The sequence below is a fragment of the Streptomyces sp. NPDC046881 genome (assembly GCF_040645015.1).
Lineage (GTDB): Bacteria > Actinomycetota > Actinomycetes > Streptomycetales > Streptomycetaceae > Streptomyces.
On sequence record NZ_JBEYXJ010000012.1, the window covers coordinates 19,234 to 35,463 of the forward strand.

Consider the following 16,230-nt stretch of genomic DNA (forward strand, 5'->3'; position numbering starts at 1 on the left):
ATAGTCGAGCCCCGCTAGCGGCCCGCTAGAATCCCGGCAGGGCGTATCCGAAACGCCCGGGTGCCGGTGAAAGTCACCCCTCCCGGAGCGCCCTTTCTGTGGCAGCATCCCGGCCATGAGAATTCTTTTCCCTGCCGCGCCCGGATACGGGCTGCTGCTGCCCGTCGTCCCCTTGGCGTGGGCCGCCCGGGCGGCCGGCCACGAGGTACTGCTCGCGACCACCGCCTATGTGACCAAGGCCGCCGCCGAGTCGGGGCTGCCGACGGTGGACGTCTTCCCGACCCGTGACGTCGGGGCCGACCTGCTGCTCGGTTCGAAGGGGCAGGCACCGAAGACCGAGGAAGCGGGCGACGGGCTGCCGCCCGGGTATTGGGAGCTGGCCGGCGCGATGCGTCCCTTCGACCTGTTCACGCTGGCCATGACCGAGGGCACCGTCGAGGCCGGCCGCCGGTTCGGCGCGGACCTCGTGGTCTACCCCTCCGACCACGCCGCGGGGATGCTGGCCGCCGCCGCGCTGGGGGTGCCGGCCCTGGAGGTCGGCAACCGCGTCTCCTGGTCGATGCGGGACGAGGGCGTCAAGGCGAGCGGCGCCCAGAACCACCGCACCGGGGTCATCCCCGACCACTCGCCGCTCATCGCCATGCTGCGCGACCGGCTGGGCATCGGCGACCGGGAGCCCGAGCTGGTCGCCAGGATCGACCCCCGTCCGCCGAGCCTGGGCGGCCTGACGGAGGACGCCGAGGACCGCGAGGGCGGCGCTCCGTGGTGGCCGATGCGCTACGTCCCGTACAACGGCGGCGGCCTCCTGCCCGAGTGGGCGCTGGACCGCCCGGACCGGCCGAGGATCTGCCTGACCCTCGGCACCGTCATCCCGCTGATGTCCGACGGCAGCAAACTCCGGCTGCTGATGCAGGCGCTCGGGGAGCTGGACGCCGAGGTGGTCCTCGCCGACCACTCGACGGACGTCTCGGCGCTGGGCGAGCTGCCCGACAACGTGCGGCTGCCCGGCTACCTCCCGCTGTCGGCCTTCCTGGGCACCTGCTCGCTGATCGTGCACCACGGCGGCTCCGGTACGACGGCCGCCGCGCTGCACCACGGCGTGCCCCAGCTGATCCTGCCCGAGGGCGCCGACAACCCCCTGGTGGCCCAGCGCGTGGTCGACCGCAAGGCAGGGCTCGCGCTGCCCTTCGCCGACATCGAACTGGCGTCGGTGCGGGAGCTGGTGCGCCGGCTGCTCGACGAGCCCGCTTTCACGGAGGCGGCCCGGGCGGTCGGCGCGGAGATGGCGGACCAGCCCAGCCCGGCGTCGGTGATCGACCGGCTCGTACGGGGACTGGACGCCCGCTAGGCACCGTCCGGCTCGGATCAGCACTTGGGAGCTCCACTTGTTTTCCACCACGGCAGACTTCAGCAGCTGGTTCGCCGACCGCTGCCGGGCGCACGAGTACCAGGTGTCCCGGGTTCCCCTCGACCGGCTCGACGGCTGGCGGTTCGAGCGCCCGACCGGGAACCTGGTCCACCGCAGCGGCCGCTTCTTCTCCGTCGAGGGGCTGGACGTCCGGGGCGCGGGGCGGGAGGTGGACGCCTGGCAGCAGCCGATCATCGTCCAGCCCGAGTACGGGATCCTCGGGATCCTGGTCAAGAGGTTCCACGGGGTCCCGCACTTCCTGCTGCAGGCCAAGATGGAACCGGGCAACGTCAACCTGGTGCAGCTGTCGCCGACCGTGCAGGCGACGAAGAGCAACTACACCCGGGTGCACGGCGGGAAGCCGGTCCCCTACCTGGAGCACTTCATCGCCCCGCACCGCGGGCGCGTGCTGCACGACGCGCTCCAGTCCGAGCAGGCCTCCTGGTTCCTGGGCAAGCGCAACCGCAACATGGTCATCGAGACCGACGAGGACGTCGAACTGCTCGACGACTTCTGCTGGCTGAACGCGGAGCAGATCGGCGAACTGCTCGCCGTCGACAACCTCGTCAACATGGACACCCGGACCGTGCTCTCCGGCGCGACGCCGTTCCGGCGGACCGGTCCCGCCCACGGGGACGGCACCTTCCGGGAGGCGCTGAACCGCGCCTGGCGGCCGGACGCCGAGCCGTACCACGACACGGCGCGGCTGCTGAGCTGGTTCACCGACGCCAAGTGCCGTTCCTCGCTGGTCCGCCGGCGCCTGCCGCTGGCGCAGGTGCGCGGCTGGTCCCGCACCGACGGGACCATCGCCCAGGACGAGGGCAAGCACTTCACCGTGATCGGGGTGGACGTGCGGGCCAGCAGTCGCGAGGTGGGCAGCTGGTCCCAGGTGATGCTGCAGCCCCGCAGCGAGGGGGTCATCGCCTTCCTGGCCAGGACCGTCGGCGGTGTGATGCACGTCCTGGTGCAGGCCAGGACCGAGACGGGGGCCGGCGACCTGATCGAGCTGGCGCCGACGGTCCACTGCCAGCCGGCCAACTACCCGCTCAACGGCGTCCGGCCGAGGTTCCTGGAGGAGGTGCTCACCGCGCCGCCGGAGCGGATCCGCTTCGAGTCGGTGCACTCCGAGGAGGGCGGCCGCTTCTACCACGCGCAGAACCGGTACATGCTGGTCGAGGCCGCTGACGACTTCCCGACCGAGGTCCCGGAGAACTACGCCTGGATGACGCTCCGCCAGCTCACCGAGTTCGTCCGCTACGGCAACTACCTCAACGTGGAGGCCAGGAGCCTGCTGACCTTCCTCACCTTCGCCGATCTGGACGCCTCCGTACCGCAGGCCGTCTAGCAGGCACGCGGACGCGCCGACGCGCGGACGCGCCAGAACGCCCGGCCGGGGGATCCCGGCCGGGCGTTCTCGCGCGGGTCGCCGCCCGGGCGGTCAGACCCGGGCCGTCAGCGGCTCCCACCAGGCGCGGTGCTCGCGGTACCAGCGGACCGTCGCGGCCAGGCCCTCCGCGAACCGTACGCGCGGGGTGTACCCCAGCTCGGTGCGGATCTTGGTCCAGTCGACCGAGTACCGGCGGTCGTGCCCCTTGCGGTCCTCGACGTACTCGACGCTGCTGTCCCAGTCGGCCCCGAGGGCATCCAGGAGCATGCGGGTGATGTCGTTGTTGGAGAGCTCCTCTCCGCCGCCGATGTTGTACACCTCGCCCGCCCGCCCGCGGGTGCGCACCAGCTCGATGCCCTGGACGTGGTCGTCTATGTGCAGCCAGTCCCGCACGTTCCCGCCGTCGCCGTACAGCGGCACCTTCCTGCCCTCCATCAGGTGCGTGATGAACAGCGGGATGAGCTTCTCCGGGAACTGGTGGTGGCCGTAGTTGTTGGAGCAGCGGGTCACCCGGACGTCCAGACCGTGCGTGCGGTGGTAGGCGAGCGCGACCAGGTCACTGGAGGCCTTCGACGCGGAGTACGGCGAGTTGGGCCGCAGCGGATCGGTCTCGGGCCAGGACCCGGTGTCGATCGAGCCGTAGACCTCGTCGGTGGAGATGTGCACGAACCGCTCGACGCCCGCCCGGTGCGCGGCGTCGACCAGGGTGTGCGTGCCCAGCACGTTGGTGCGCACGAACTGCGCGCCGCCGTCGATCGAGCGGTCCACGTGCGACTCGGCGGCGAAGTGGACGACCTGGTCGTGCGCGGCCACCAGCCGCTCCACCGTGCCGGGGTCGCAGATGTCGCCCTGGACGAAGGAGAACCGGGGGTCGGAGGCCACCTCCTCCAGGTTGGCGAGGTTGCCCGCGTAGGTGAGCTGGTCCAACACCGTCACCCGGACGTCGCCGGGTCCCTCGGGGCCCAGCAGCGTCCGGACGTAGTGCGAGCCGATGAAACCGGCGCCGCCGGTCACCAGGAGTCGGGTCGTCATGACGAGATCTGCACCTTGCTGTGGTCACCGAGCACGAGCCGGTGGGCGGACGGGGTACGCGGGGCCGGCGTCACCTCGACGTCCCGGCCGATGAGCGAGGCCTCGACCCGGCGGACGCCGGTGAGCGTCGAGTCCCGCAGCAGGATGGAGTACTCCACCTCGCTGTCCTCGATGCGGCAGCCCTCGGAGATGGAGGTGAAGGGGCCGACGTAGGAGCCGCTGATCACGGCACCGGCGCCGATGACCGCGGGGCCGACGACGCGGCTGCCGCTGACCCGGGCGCCCTCCTCGATCCGGACCCGGCCGATGATCTCGCTGCTGGCGTCCACCGTCCCGGCCGTGCGGGGCTCGATCCTCTCCAGGACCGACCGGTTGACCTCCAGCATGTCGGCGACGTTGCCGGTGTCCTTCCAGTAGCCGGAGATCGTGGTCGACCGCACGTCCCGGCCCTGGTCGATGAGCCACTGGAGGGCGTGGGTGATCTCCAGCTCCCCGCGCGCGGAGGGCCGTACGGCGCGCACGGCCTCGTGCACGGCGGGGGTGAAGAGGTAGACGCCCACCAGGGCGAGGTCGCTCTTGGGGAACTCCGGCTTCTCCACCAGCGAGACCACCCGGCCCGCCGCGTCCAGCTCCGCCACGCCGAAGGCCCGCGGGTCGAGCACCCGGGTCAGCAGGATGCCCGCGTCCGGCCGCTCCGCCCGGAAGTCGTCCACCAGGCCGGTGATGCCGCCGACGATGAAGTTGTCGCCGAGGTACATCACGAAGTCGTCGTCGCCGAGGAAGTCCCGCGCCACCAGGACCGCGTGGGCGAGGCCCAGCGGCGCGTCCTGGCGTATGTAGGTCACCTCCAGGCCGAAGCGGGAGCCGTCGCCGACCGCCTCGCGGATCTCGTCGGCGGTGTCTCCCACCACCAGGCCGACCTCGGTGATGCCGGCGTCGGCGATCGCCTCCAGGCCGTAGAAGAGAACGGGTTTGTTGGCCACCGGCACCAGCTGTTTGGCCGATGTGTGGGTGATGGGGCGCAGGCGGGTCCCCGACCCGCCGGACAGTACGAGCGCCTTCATGTACGAGCCTCCAGAGCAGATGACACCGGTCTTCCCTCCGGCCGCAGCGTGGCGGCCGGCGCTTCAGCAGGGGTCGAGCCGTGCCGGAGGTACGCCGGAACGCCGGTGTCCCGCGCGGGCGCGCGTGGTTCCCGGAGCGCCGGTTCAAGCCGCGTTCAAGGCGCTGGGCGCACACTCGCTGCCCTGGGACCGGGCGCCCCCCGGCCCGTCCACCTCACAGATCAGCGGAGGCCTCACCCGCATGCCCATCACGGCGAGCTTCACGGACGTCTACACGGCCGTCTCCCAGCACTACGGCCGACAGGTCCAGCTCCTGGACAGCAACCGGTTCGAGGAGTACGCGCAGACCTTCACCCCCGACGGCGAGTTCCAGCACACGCCCGGCGTCCCGCCGGCCCGCGGCCACGCCGGGATCATCGAGGAGCTGCACCGGTTCAACACCCGCTTCGCCGACGACCCGGTGCAGCGGCGGCACATGTTCAGCATGCTCAACCTGACCGAGCGCGAGGACGGCGCCTTCGACGCCACGTTCTACGCGCTGGTCCTCACCACGCGTCCCGGCGTCAAGCAGCCGGTGGTCGGCCCGAGCTGCCTGGTGCACGACGTCCTCGTGATCGAGGACGGCGACGTGCGCAACCGCTCCCGCCGGGTGGAGCACGACCACATGTTCGACGCCGCCTGATCCCCCTGACTTTCGTCTCCCCGGAAAGGAATCGCATGACTGGCAAGCCGGTCGCCCTCGTCACCGGATCGTCGTCGGGAATCGGCGCCGCCGTGGCCCGCCGCATGGCCGCCGAGGGCATGGCGGTCGTCGTGAACGCGGTACGCAGCGCCGAGGCGGGCCAGGAGCTGGCCGCGTCGCTGCCCGACGCCAGGTTCGTCCGCGCCGACGTGTCCGACGAGACCGAGGCCCGGCAGCTCGTGGAGCAGGTCGTCGCCGCGTACGGGCGGCTCGACCTGCTGGTCAACAACGCCGGTGTCACCCAGCCGATCCCGCACACGGACCTCGACGCGGTGACCGGCGACGTCTGGCGCAGGATCCTCGGGCTGAACGTCGTCGGCACCTGGCAGACGACGGTCGCGGCCGTGCCGTGGCTGCGCGAGGCACCCGGCGGCGGCCACGTCGTCAACATCTCCTCGGTCGCCGGCACCCGCCCGGCCGGCAGCTCGATCCCCTATGCGGTGAGCAAGGCCGCGGTGGACCACATGACCCGGCTGCTCGCCGGGGCGCTCGGCCCCGACATCCGCGTCAACGCGGTCGCGCCGGGCCTGATCGACACCCCGTGGACCCAGGGCTTCACCGAGATCCGGGCCCGGGTCGAGGCCACCACACCGCTGCGCCGGGTCGGCACGCCCGAGGACGTGGCCGAGGCCGTGGCCGGTCTGCAGCGCGCCGCCTACACCACCGGCGAGGTCGTCCTCGTCGACGGCGGCGCCCACCTGCTGATCTGAACCGGAAGGAGCCGGCGCTGTGAAGCTCGGCGTGAACCTGACCTACCAGGGCGTGTCGGAACTGGCCGTCACCGCCGAACGCCTCGGCTACGACGTCGCCTTCGCCCCCGAGGGCTACCGGTCGGACGCGGCCAGCGTGCTCGGCCTGGTCGCCGGCCGGACCGAACGGATCGGTCTTGCCTCGGGCGTGATGCAGATCCCCGCCCGCACCCCGGGGCTGGCCGCGCTCACCGCGGCGACCCTCAACTCGCTCTCGGGCGGCCGGTTCCGGCTCGGGCTCGGGGTGTCCAACCCCGATGTCTCCGACGGCTGGTACGGCGTGCCCTTCGACCGTCCGCTGGAACGCACCCGCGAGTACGTGGAGATCGTCCGCAAGGCGCTCTCCGGCGAGCCGGTGGTCTACGCGGGCGAGCACTACCGGCTGCCGTACTCCGGCGCCACCGGCGCGCCGCTGCACGTCATCACCGAACCTGCGGGCACCTCGGTCCCCGTCTACCTCGGTGCGGTGGGGCCGCGCAACCTCCGGCTGGCCGGCGAGCTGGCCGACGGCTGGATCGGCGTCTTCGCCGCACCCGAGCAGGTCGCCGAGTCGGTCGAGCGGATCGCCGCCGGGCGGGCGCTGCGCGGCTCCACCATGGCCGGCTTCGAGGTGATCCCGTGCCTGGCCACCTCGGTGGGCGACGACATCGCGGGCTGCATCGACCTGCTGCGCGCGCACTACGCCCATCTGATGGGGATCGGCGACCCGGAGCGGAACTTCTACTGCAAGCTGGCCGCCCGGCTCGGCTGGGAGCAGGAGGCACGCGAGGTGAGCCTGCGGGTGCGGCGCGGCGACCGGGCGGGCGCGGCGGCGGCGGTGCCCGCCGGCTTCGTCGACCGGACGTCGCTGGTCGGCCCGGTCGACCGGATCGCCGAACGCATGGCGGCCTACGCCGGGGCCGGGGTGACCACCCTCAGCATCATGATCTCGGCCGTGGACACCGACCTGGCCGGCCGGCTGGCCGTGCTGGAGCAGGCCAGGGCGGCGCTGGAGAAGTCCGGCGTGGCGGGCTGACCGCACCCGCCGTACGCCCGCGGATTGCCCGCGCAAAGGCCCGTGCCGGAGCGCGACTTGAGGACCGGCCGACCGCGCCCGGTGCGCGGCGGCCGGCCTTGCGACCCGCTGATGATCAGCGTTACAGTCTTGGTGAGCCCCGTATGGGCCTACGTATGGAGGTAGCGGCTACTCAGCCAACACAGGGACCGGCACGTCCGTCTCTCGCAGTTTCGTCAACCCCTGAAGCGGGGGTTCACTGCGCCCATTCCACTGCGTAGGCATGCGGGTTTTTTTGTGTTGTCCTCCTGTGCAGCCGCCCTCCTTTCCGGATGGAATCCGAAAGGAAGTGCATGAGCAAGGAACAGGCCGAGAACAACTGGTCCGGCTTCGACGTCAACGATTTCCAGCGGCGGATCATCGCCGAGTTCCGCGCGAACAACGGCAAGATGACCGGAATGTTCGAGGGCTGGTCGCTGACCGTGCTGACCACGACCGGGGCCAAATCCGGACTGCCCCGGGAGACCCCCCTCGGCTACCTCGTCATCGACGGCAAGGGCGTCGTCGTCGCATCAGCGAACGGATCGGACCGGCATCCCGCCTGGTACCACAACATCCGCAAGAACCCCATCGTGACGGTCGAGACCGGCGAGGAGACCTACCGGGCCATCGCCGCCGTCCCGCAGGGAGCCGAACGCGACCGGCTCTTCGAGCGGGTGGTCGCCGAGGCCCCCGGGTACGGCGACTACCAGGCCAAGACCACCCGTGAGATCCCCGTCGTCGTCCTGCACCGGATCGAGCCCCGGCCCGGTGAGGAGCGGGTGAAGGGCATGGGCGACTGGATCGTCGAGGTCCACGAGTGGCTGCGCGGCGAGCTGAGGACGCTGCGCGAGCAGGCGGACCGGGTGATCGACGGCACCGCGGAGACCATCGAGGCCACCCCGCCGGACCTCGCCCAGCAGATGCGCACCCACTGCCTGAGCTTCTGCGGCGCGCTGCGCCGGCACCACACCGGCGAGGACATGGCCGTCTTCCCCTCGCTGGCCGCGCAGTTCCCCGCGCTCGCCCCGGCGCTCGCCCAGCTGAGCGAGCAGCACAAGGTGGTGGCCCGGCTCCAGGACTCCATCCAGGTGCTCGTCGAGGGCTTCGTGCCCGGCGAGTCCGACCCGGTACGCCTGCGCGCCGAGCTGGAGGAGCTGGCCGGCCGCCTGGAGTCCCACTTCGACTTCGAGGAGCAGACCGTGGTGACGGCGCTGAACGCCACCGCCGACGCACCGCCGTTCGCCTGATCCGGCACGGGCTCTTGAGCTGTCCTCTAGCGCCCGCTGCGAGCCTCGCCACCGGGTAGCGGCAGCAGACCGGCGCGGCCACCGACCGTGGCCGCACGTGCCGGTCGCCGCGCACCAGGAGGAGAGGAACCACCATGAGCAGTATCCCCGTCGGCGGCCGGCACGGCAGGCCGGCCACGAGGGACGGGCAGCCCGAGCTGCGGCGCACCGAGCACGTCAGGTACTCGATGGCGCCGGCCCGTACCCTCTACGAGCTGGCCGCCGACGTCACACGCTGGCCCGCCATCTTCGGGCCCAGCATCTACGCCCAGCACCTGAGCCGGGGCCCGCGCACCGAGCGGTTCCGGCTGTGGGCCCAGGTGAACGGCGAGGTCAAGTCCTGGGTGTCCCGGCGCGAACTCGACCCCGACGCGCTGTGGATCCGCTTCGACCAGGAGGAGAGCGTCGCCCCCATCGGCAGCATGGGCGGCGAGTGGCACTTCCGGCCGCTGCCGGACGGCGGCACCGAGATCGTGCTGCTCCACGAGTTCACCGCCGCCGACGACAGCCAGGAGACGGTCAGCTGGATCGCCTCCGCGCTCGACCGCAACAGCGCGGTGGAGCTGGAGGCGCTGACCCGGATCGCCGAACTGGGCCACGCGATCGACGACGTGGTGTTCTCGTTCACCGACACGGTCGCGCTCAAGCGGCCGGCCGCCGAGGTCTACGACTTCCTCCACCGCTCGGACCTGTGGCCGCAGCGCCTCCCGCACGTGCGGCGGGTGACGCTGAAGGAGGACGTGCCCGGCGTCCAGGACATGGTGATGGAGACGGTCACCGCGGACGGCTCCACGCACAGCACGCACTCGGTGCGGGTCTGCGTGCCCGGCCAGCTCATCGTCTACAAGCAGCTGGTGCCGCCGCGGCTGCTCTTCGGGCACAGCGGACGCTGGGAGCTGGCCGGCGAGGGCGACGAGGTGCTGGTGACCGCCGAACACACCGTCGCGATCAACCCGGGGGCCATCGCCGAGGTGCTGGGCGCCGGCAAGACCCTCGCCGACGCGCGCGAGTACGTCCGCGCCGCGCTGGGGCGCAACAGCCGCAGCACGCTCGACCACGCCGGGTCGTGGCGTCATGGGTGAGACCGCCGGCCTCCCCGAAGACGGCTCCTGCGACAGCGCCTTCGCCGAGGTGGCGCGGGTCTTCCGGCGGCACTTCGCCGACGGCGAGGAGATCGGCGCCGCGGTGTGCGTCTACCACCGCGGCCGGCCGGTGGTGGACCTGTGGGGCGGCTTCGCCGACCCCGGCCGGACCGACCCGTGGCGGCCCTCGACCCTGGGGGTCCTCGCCTCGCCCACCAAGGCCCTCGTGTCCAGCGCCGCGCTGCTGCTGGTGGACCGCGGGGTGCTGGAGCTGGACCGGCCGATCGCCGACCACTGGCCGGAGTTCGCCGCGCACGGCAAGGAGAGGATCACGCTGCGGATGGTGCTGAGCCACCGCTCCGGCGTGGTCTGCCTGGACCACGCCCCGATCACCGCCGAGCACATGCGGCGGCACACCCCGATCGCCGAGGCGCTCGCCGCGGCCCGCCCGGAGTGGGAGCCGGACACCGCGCACGGGTACCACGCGGTGACCTTCGGCTACCTGGTCAGCGAACTGGTCCGCAGGCGCACCGGCCGCACGGTCGGCGCGTTCTTCGCCGAGGAGATCGCCGCTCCGCTGGGCCTCGACTGCCACATCGGCCTGCCCGACCCGGACGCGGTCCACCTGGCCACCATGCTCCAGTCCAAGGCCGAGGACGTGATGTCGGGCGGTGATCCCGGCGACGCCATCGCCATGCTGACCGAGCTGGGCAAGCCCGACTCGCTCACCCACCGGTCGACGGTCGCCAGCATGGCCCTGGATCCGGAACCGGACCCGACGGCCGAGGACCCGTCCTACGGCGGCTGGGCGAGCGCCCAGTCCCTGGCCCGGCTGTACGCCGCGCTCCTCGGCGAGGTCGACGGGGTCCGGCTGCTCAGCCCCCGGATGTCGGCCGAGATCGGCCGGGTGCACGCGCGGGGCGCCTGCCGCATCACCATGATGTCCACCGCCTGGGGGCTGGGCTTCATGCTGCCCGACAGCCCCACCTTCCCGGCCTCGGCCGGCCTGACCACCGCGTTCGGTTTCGACGGCGCGAACGGCACCTTCACCTTCGCCGATCCGCGCCACGACCTCGCCTTCGCCTACGTGCAGAACTCCGGCTCCCGCGAGCTGGGCAGCATCGACGACCGCGCCCACCGGCTCGTCCAAGCCGTCTATTCGAGCGTCGGACAGCGCTCGACCAAGGAGGAATCATGACCCGCACCCCTCTGGTCGCCCTGGTGACCGGCGCCACCAGCGGCATCGGCCTGGAGATCACCCGCCGGCTGGCCCGTGACGGCGCCCGGGTGTACCTGGGCGCGCGGCGCGCGGACGTCGTGGCCGAGACCGTGGCGTCGCTCCGGGCCGAGGGGCTCGACGTCGACGGCCGGGCCTGCGACGTCACCTCCCGCGAGGACGTCCGCGCCGTCGTCCGCGCCGCCACCGAACGGTTCGGCCCGCTGGACGTGCTGGTGAACAATGCCGGCCGGTCCGGCGGCGGCGTCACCAAGGACGTCCCCGACGAGCTCTGGCTCGACGTGATCAACACCAACCTCAACAGCGTCTTCATGATGACCAAGGAGGTCCTCAACCACGGCGGCATCCTGGACCGCGGCTGGGGACGCATCATCAACATCGCCTCCACCGGCGGCAAGCAGGGCGTCGTCAACGGCGCCCCGTACTCGGCCGCCAAGCACGGCGTCGTCGGGTTCAGCAAGGCGCTCGGCCTGGAGCTGGCCAAGACCGGGGTGACCGTGAACGCGGTCTGCCCCGGGTTCGTGGAGACACCGATGGCCGAGCGCGTGCGCGAGGTCTACTCCGGGCTGTGGAACGTCCCGGCCGAGGAGGTCCACGAGCGGGTGAGCGCCCGGGTGCCGATCGGCCGGTACGTCGTACCCGAGGAGGTGGCCGCGATGGTGGCCTACCTGGTCGGCCCCGGCAGCGACGCGGTGACCGCGCAGGCCCTGAACGTGTGCGGCGGTCTCGGCAACTACTGAGCCGCCACCGCGCACGTGCCCAGCGCACAAGGGGCGTTTCCCGGCCGCCGGCCGGGAAACGCCCCTTCGTCGGGTACGGGCCGGCGGCTCAGCGGGCCCGGTCCGCGAGGGCGGCCAGGGTCCGGGTCAGCTGCTGTTCGTCGTCGGTCCGGTGGGTGACCACACCCGGTGTGATGCGCCGGCACAGGCCGCCCAGGACCTTGCCGGGGCCCACCTCGACCAGGTTCCCGGCACCCTCGGCGACCAGCCGCTGCGCCGTACCGGTCCAGTTGACCCGGCCGGTGAACTGGCGGAGCAGACAGGTGCGCGCCTCGGCGCCGTCCCGGACCGGTGCCGCGCTGAAGCTGGAGACGACCGGGATCACCGGATCGCGGAACTCCACGTCCGCCAGGGCGGCGGCGAACTCGTCCTCGACGCCGCCGAGGAGCGTGCAGTGCGCGGCGCCGCCGATCTGCAGCACCACGACGCGGTCGGCGCCGGCCTGCCCGACCAGTTCGGTGAGCGCGTCGACCGCGGCCATCTGCCCGGAGACCACCACCTGCGTGAAGTCGTTGTGGTTGGCGACCTCCACGATCTCGCCGGAGACGGCGGCGGCCTTGAGGCACAGCTCCTCCACCGTCGCCAGGTCCAGGCCGACGACCGCCGCCATCTTGCCCGGCACCCGGGCGTTCGCCGCCCTCATCAGCTCGCCGCGCAGCCGGACCAGCCGCAGCGCGTCGGTCCAGTCGAGGACGCCGGCGCAGACCAGCGCGCTGAACTCGCCCAGGCTGTGCCCGGCCGCGAGGTCCGGTACGACACCGTGCGCGCGCAGCACCTCGAGCGCCACCACGCTGGTCAGCACCACGGCGGGCTGGGTGACGGGCATCTGCCGCAGTTCCGCGGCCGGACCCTCCCAGCACAGCCGGGACAGTTCGAAGCCGAGCAGTTCGTCGGCGCGGCGGTAGTAGCTCTCGGTCAGCCCGGGCCAACGCCGCATCAGGTCGAGCCCCATGCCCACGCGCTGGGCGCCCTGGCCGGGGAAGAGGAAGGCGGTCCTGTCCAATGCAGACACTCACTCTCGGCTGGTGGCAGGAGCTCGCAGTCTCCAGATCCGGCCTACACCGCCGCTTGAGCACCGCTTCAGCTCGCGAAAGGCCCGCTCAAGCGGTTCTCCGGCCCTGCCTGCGATCGTGCGGCCACCGCCCAGCGGCGGTCCATTCCAAGGAGGAGAAGCGGCATGCGGAACAAGGTGCTGACCCGTCGGGGATTCCTCGGCCTGGGGGCGGCGGTGGGCGGCGCGGCGGTGGTCGGCGCCGCGGCGAGCCCGACCTGGGCGGGCGAACCAGCGGGGCGCAAGCCCTGGCCGACCACCCTGCGGCTGCCCGACGGGCTCCATCCGGACGGCCTGGCGATCGGCAGACTGCCCTTCGCCTACTTCGGTTCGCTGCTCACCGCCGCGATCTACCGGGTCGACCTGTCCACCGGTGAGGGCGAGTTCATCAACGAGGGGCTCGGATCGGGGCACAACGCCATCGGTCTCGCGCTGGACCACTGCGGACGGCTGTTCATCGGGGGCGGCTGGGGCCGGACCATCACCGTCATGGACGGCCGGACCGGCGAGGTGCTCACGACGTACGAGGGCCTCGGCGCCGCGAACGCCTGCGTGAACCTGGCGACGGTCACGCGGGAAGCCGCCTGGTTCACCGACGGGCTCAACGGCGTCCTGTTCGGGGTGCCCTTCGGCCCCGGCGGCACGCTGCCCGGGCGGGACGGCATCGTCACCCTGCCGCTGACGGGGGAGTGGCGGCAGAGCGACGCCCAGTGGCAGATCACCGGGGCGGGCATCGCCGGCTCCCCGGACGGGCGGTCCCTGCTGGTCGTCAACCAGGACGTCGACGGCGGCACCCTGTTCCGGGTCGACCCGCGGACCGGTGACGCCCGCCGGGTCGCCGTCGAGGGCGCGAAGTTCCCGACCACCAACGGCATCTGCGTCGACGGCCGCACGCTGTACGCGCCCTCGCAGACCGACCTCGCGGTGATCCGGCTCGCCCCGGACGGCACCAGGGGCTCCCTGGTCCGCCGGGTCACCGACCCGCGCTTCGACTCGCCGAGCGCCGTCGCGCCCTACGGCGACCGGCTGTACCTGACGAACTCGCGCTTCCCGCTGCCGCCGACGCCGACCACGGCGTACACCGCGGTGGCCCTGCCACGGCACGCGTAGTCCAGGACGGAGCCCGGCCCCGGCCGGGCTCCTCCTCCCGGCCGCACCGCGACTCTCTCCCGGGAAAGGGGACCGCATGCCCGACGAGGGCACCCGACTGATCGAACTGGCCGAGGGCTTCTCCTGCCACGCCGAGGACGAGGCCACCGCCCGCTTCGGCTACCGGGAACTCTTCGAGGACGACACCTACCGCCTCGACCACCTGCCGCGGACGCCCGTCGTGGTCGACGCCGGCGCGGGCATCGGGCTGTTCACCCTCCTGGTCAAGCGGAGCCGTCCGCGGGCCCGGGTGATCGCCTTCGAGCCGGTGCCCGGCAACGTCCGGCTGCTGCGGCGCAACCTGGCACTGCACGGTGTCACGGAGGACGTCGTGGTACGGCAGTCCTGCCTGGGCGCCCGGCCGGCCGCCGCCGCGGAACTCACCCACCTCCCGCGACTGGCGGGGAACTCCACCCTGCGCCCGGAACAGCTCGGCCCACAGCGCGAGTTGATGGCACGTCACCTGGGTGCGGACAAGGCGGCGGAGCTCTTCGCGACCGCGCGCCTCACCGTCGAGGTGGAGACCCTGTCCGGGGTCCTCCGCCGGACCGCCCCGGACGGCCCGGTCGACCTGGTCAAGATCGACGTCGAGGGAGCGGAGCCGGAGGTCCTCCACGGCATCGCCGAGGAGGACTGGTCCCGGATCGGCGCCCTGGTGGTCGAGGTGGGCGAGCAGCGGGAGACCGTGGAACGGATCCTGCGGGAGCGCGGGCTGGACGTGCGCAGCACACCCGCTCCCTACATGTGGCCCGAGCTCGGCATCTACAACGTCACCGCCCGACGCTGAGGACGGTGCTGGGCCGTCAGCGCCTCCAGCCTGCGCACCACCTCGTCCGGGCCGGGCATGGACCGGATCAGCGAGTGCAGCTGATCGGCCCCGGCACGGAACGAGGGCTCCGTGACGAGCCGCTGCACCTGCGCGCACAGCGACCCCGCGGTCAGCTCGCCCGGCTCCAGCATGAGCCCTGCGCCGCTGTCGGCGACGTACCGCGCGGTGCGGGCCTCGCCCCACATCGACAGGGGGGTGACCAGCTGCGGCACCCGGTGCGCCCCGGCCGCCGCGAAGGTTCCGCCGCCGCCGTGGTGGATCAGCGCCGAGCAGCTGGGCAGCAGGTAGTTCAGCGGTACGTACTCCACCAGCCGGACGTTGTCCGGCACCTCCTGCACGGTCGCCAGCTGCTCGGCGTGCAGCGTGGCGACCAGCTCGATGTCCAGCTCGGACAGGGCGGCGACCATGTCGGCGAAGGAGAGCCCGGACTCCCGGAACAGCTGCCGGCCACGGCCTCCCATGCCGAGCGACAGGCACACCCGGGGCCGCTCGGGCCGCTCGTGCACCCAGGCGGGAGGGGTCCGGTTGCCGTTGTAGGGGACCCGCCGGACCGGCTCGTACGAGAGGTCGACCGGCAGCCGGAGCGGCGCGGGCACCGGGTCGACGGACCACTGGCCGAGCAGCAGTTCCTCGCGGTAGGCGAGGCCGTACCGCTCCAGCATGGGGCGCATCAGCGCGGTGACCGGGTCCTCCTCCGGGCCGGCGTTGCGCTGGGCCAGCCGCTCGCGCGACCGCGCGTTCAGCCAGCCGATGTTGTCCTGGCCCCAGAGGAACCGGGCCTGCGCGGCGCCGGTCAGCGTGGCGGCGACGGCGGCCGGCACGCAGAACGGGTCCCACAGCACCAGGTCGGGCTGCCAGTTCCGGCAGAAGTCCACGAGGTCGTCGAGCATCGGCGTGAACCCGGCCAGCATCCTGGTCATGCCGGCCCACTTGCGCTCCCAGCCGTCGTCGTGGGCGGCGTCCACCGACAGGAAGTCGGTGAGCGAGTCGAGCTTCTCGAAGTTGTCGTTCCACTCCATGACCTCGGTCAGCGCCGCGCCGACCGGCACCGGGGCGAGACCGGCCTCGGTCACCAGATGGGCCGCACCGGGATGGATCGCGACGCGCACCTCGTGCCCGGCGTTCTGCAACGCCCAGGCCAGCGGGACCAGGGGGTGCACATGAGCCGTCGCAGGGAAAGCGCAGAACAGAACACGCATGGATTCAATTTCCTCTCGCCCGACACAGTTCGGGAGGAATAACCTGCCCACCCCTTCTGGAAATCGACTGGACTGCCGGAGAGAAACCGCTCGAAAACCAATTGCGGATGACTTGAGCGCCGTCACCGGCCGGTCTTTACCGCTACCGCGCGCCGACGATTCTCTGGCAGCATCGTCACGCAGTCTCCCACCATCATTCG

The 16,230-nt window shown here is 72.2% G+C and carries 15 protein-coding genes; 11 read left to right on the top strand and 4 right to left on the bottom strand.

Features of this window, described 5'->3' with window-relative positions:
* The first annotated feature begins 115 nt into the window (after window positions 1-115).
* Together ABZ923_RS08740 and ABZ923_RS08745 are read left to right on the top strand one after the other, a co-directional pair.
* Window positions 116-1,348, top strand: a complete 1,233-nt coding sequence (locus tag ABZ923_RS08740; protein WP_361468570.1) for a nucleotide disphospho-sugar-binding domain-containing protein — start codon at window positions 116-118, stop codon at window positions 1,346-1,348.
* Window positions 1,349-1,385: 37 nt separating this feature from the next.
* Window positions 1,386-2,753 carry an NDP-hexose 2,3-dehydratase family protein gene (locus ABZ923_RS08745; protein ID WP_361468573.1) on the top strand — a complete coding sequence of 456 codons (1,368 nt, stop codon included), beginning with the start codon at window positions 1,386-1,388 and terminating at the stop codon, window positions 2,751-2,753.
* Between the two features lie 93 nt (window positions 2,754-2,846).
* Here ABZ923_RS08745 and rfbB read toward each other — a convergent pair whose 3' ends face one another.
* Together rfbB and ABZ923_RS08755 are read right to left on the bottom strand one after the other, a co-directional pair.
* The gene (gene rfbB, locus ABZ923_RS08750) at window positions 2,847-3,827 is read right to left on the bottom strand and encodes a dTDP-glucose 4,6-dehydratase (protein ID WP_361468575.1); all 981 of its coding nucleotides are present in this window, start codon (window positions 3,825-3,827) and stop codon (window positions 2,847-2,849) included.
* The gene (locus ABZ923_RS08755) at window positions 3,824-4,891 is read right to left on the bottom strand and encodes a glucose-1-phosphate thymidylyltransferase (protein WP_361468578.1); all 1,068 of its coding nucleotides are present in this window, start codon (window positions 4,889-4,891) and stop codon (window positions 3,824-3,826) included. Before ABZ923_RS08755 ends, rfbB begins: the two co-directional genes overlap by 4 nt.
* A gap of 241 nt (window positions 4,892-5,132) precedes the next feature.
* Between ABZ923_RS08755 and ABZ923_RS08760 the strand changes: the two genes are divergently transcribed.
* From ABZ923_RS08760 to ABZ923_RS08790, 7 genes are all read left to right on the top strand, one after another.
* The gene (locus ABZ923_RS08760) at window positions 5,133-5,573 is read left to right on the top strand and encodes a nuclear transport factor 2 family protein (protein WP_361468580.1); all 441 of its coding nucleotides are present in this window, start codon (window positions 5,133-5,135) and stop codon (window positions 5,571-5,573) included.
* Between the two features lie 35 nt (window positions 5,574-5,608).
* The gene (locus ABZ923_RS08765; protein ID WP_361468582.1) at window positions 5,609-6,343 is read left to right on the top strand and encodes an SDR family oxidoreductase; all 735 of its coding nucleotides are present in this window, start codon (window positions 5,609-5,611) and stop codon (window positions 6,341-6,343) included.
* Between the two features lie 19 nt (window positions 6,344-6,362).
* Window positions 6,363-7,397 (top strand): LLM class flavin-dependent oxidoreductase, encoded by a 1,035-nt coding sequence (locus ABZ923_RS08770; protein ID WP_361468583.1) that lies wholly within the window; start codon window positions 6,363-6,365, stop codon window positions 7,395-7,397.
* 332 nt (window positions 7,398-7,729) lie between these two features.
* Complete coding sequence (locus ABZ923_RS08775) at window positions 7,730-8,665, top strand: nitroreductase/quinone reductase family protein (protein ID WP_361468586.1); 936 nt, start codon at window positions 7,730-7,732, stop codon at window positions 8,663-8,665.
* A gap of 134 nt (window positions 8,666-8,799) precedes the next feature.
* A complete protein-coding gene (locus ABZ923_RS08780) occupies window positions 8,800-9,786 on the top strand; it encodes an aromatase/cyclase (protein ID WP_361468588.1) in 987 nt (328 codons plus the stop codon).
* Window positions 9,779-10,984, top strand: a complete 1,206-nt coding sequence (locus ABZ923_RS08785) for a serine hydrolase domain-containing protein (protein ID WP_361468591.1) — start codon at window positions 9,779-9,781, stop codon at window positions 10,982-10,984. Before ABZ923_RS08780 ends, ABZ923_RS08785 begins: the two co-directional genes overlap by 8 nt.
* Entirely contained in the window at window positions 10,981-11,763 is a 783-nt protein-coding gene (locus ABZ923_RS08790) for an SDR family NAD(P)-dependent oxidoreductase (protein ID WP_361468593.1), read from the top strand. The genes ABZ923_RS08785 and ABZ923_RS08790 overlap by 4 nt, the downstream gene beginning before the upstream one ends.
* An 88-nt stretch (window positions 11,764-11,851) precedes the next feature.
* Here ABZ923_RS08790 and fabD read toward each other — a convergent pair whose 3' ends face one another.
* On the bottom strand, window positions 11,852-12,805 hold the full coding sequence (fabD, locus tag ABZ923_RS08795; protein WP_361468596.1) for an ACP S-malonyltransferase: 954 nt from the start codon (window positions 12,803-12,805) through the stop codon (window positions 11,852-11,854).
* Window positions 12,806-12,979: 174 nt separating this feature from the next.
* Between fabD and ABZ923_RS08800 the strand changes: the two genes are divergently transcribed.
* Together ABZ923_RS08800 and ABZ923_RS08805 are read left to right on the top strand one after the other, a co-directional pair.
* Entirely contained in the window at window positions 12,980-13,963 is a 984-nt protein-coding gene (locus ABZ923_RS08800) for a twin-arginine translocation signal domain-containing protein (protein ID WP_361468599.1), read from the top strand.
* A 76-nt stretch (window positions 13,964-14,039) separates the two neighbouring features.
* On the top strand, window positions 14,040-14,789 hold the full coding sequence (locus tag ABZ923_RS08805; RefSeq protein ID WP_361468601.1) for an FkbM family methyltransferase: 750 nt from the start codon (window positions 14,040-14,042) through the stop codon (window positions 14,787-14,789).
* Here ABZ923_RS08805 and ABZ923_RS08810 read toward each other — a convergent pair.
* On the bottom strand, window positions 14,765-16,030 hold the full coding sequence (locus ABZ923_RS08810; protein WP_361468603.1) for an activator-dependent family glycosyltransferase: 1,266 nt from the start codon (window positions 16,028-16,030) through the stop codon (window positions 14,765-14,767). The genes ABZ923_RS08805 and ABZ923_RS08810 overlap by 25 nt on opposite strands.
* Between the last annotated feature and the right edge of the window lie 200 nt (window positions 16,031-16,230).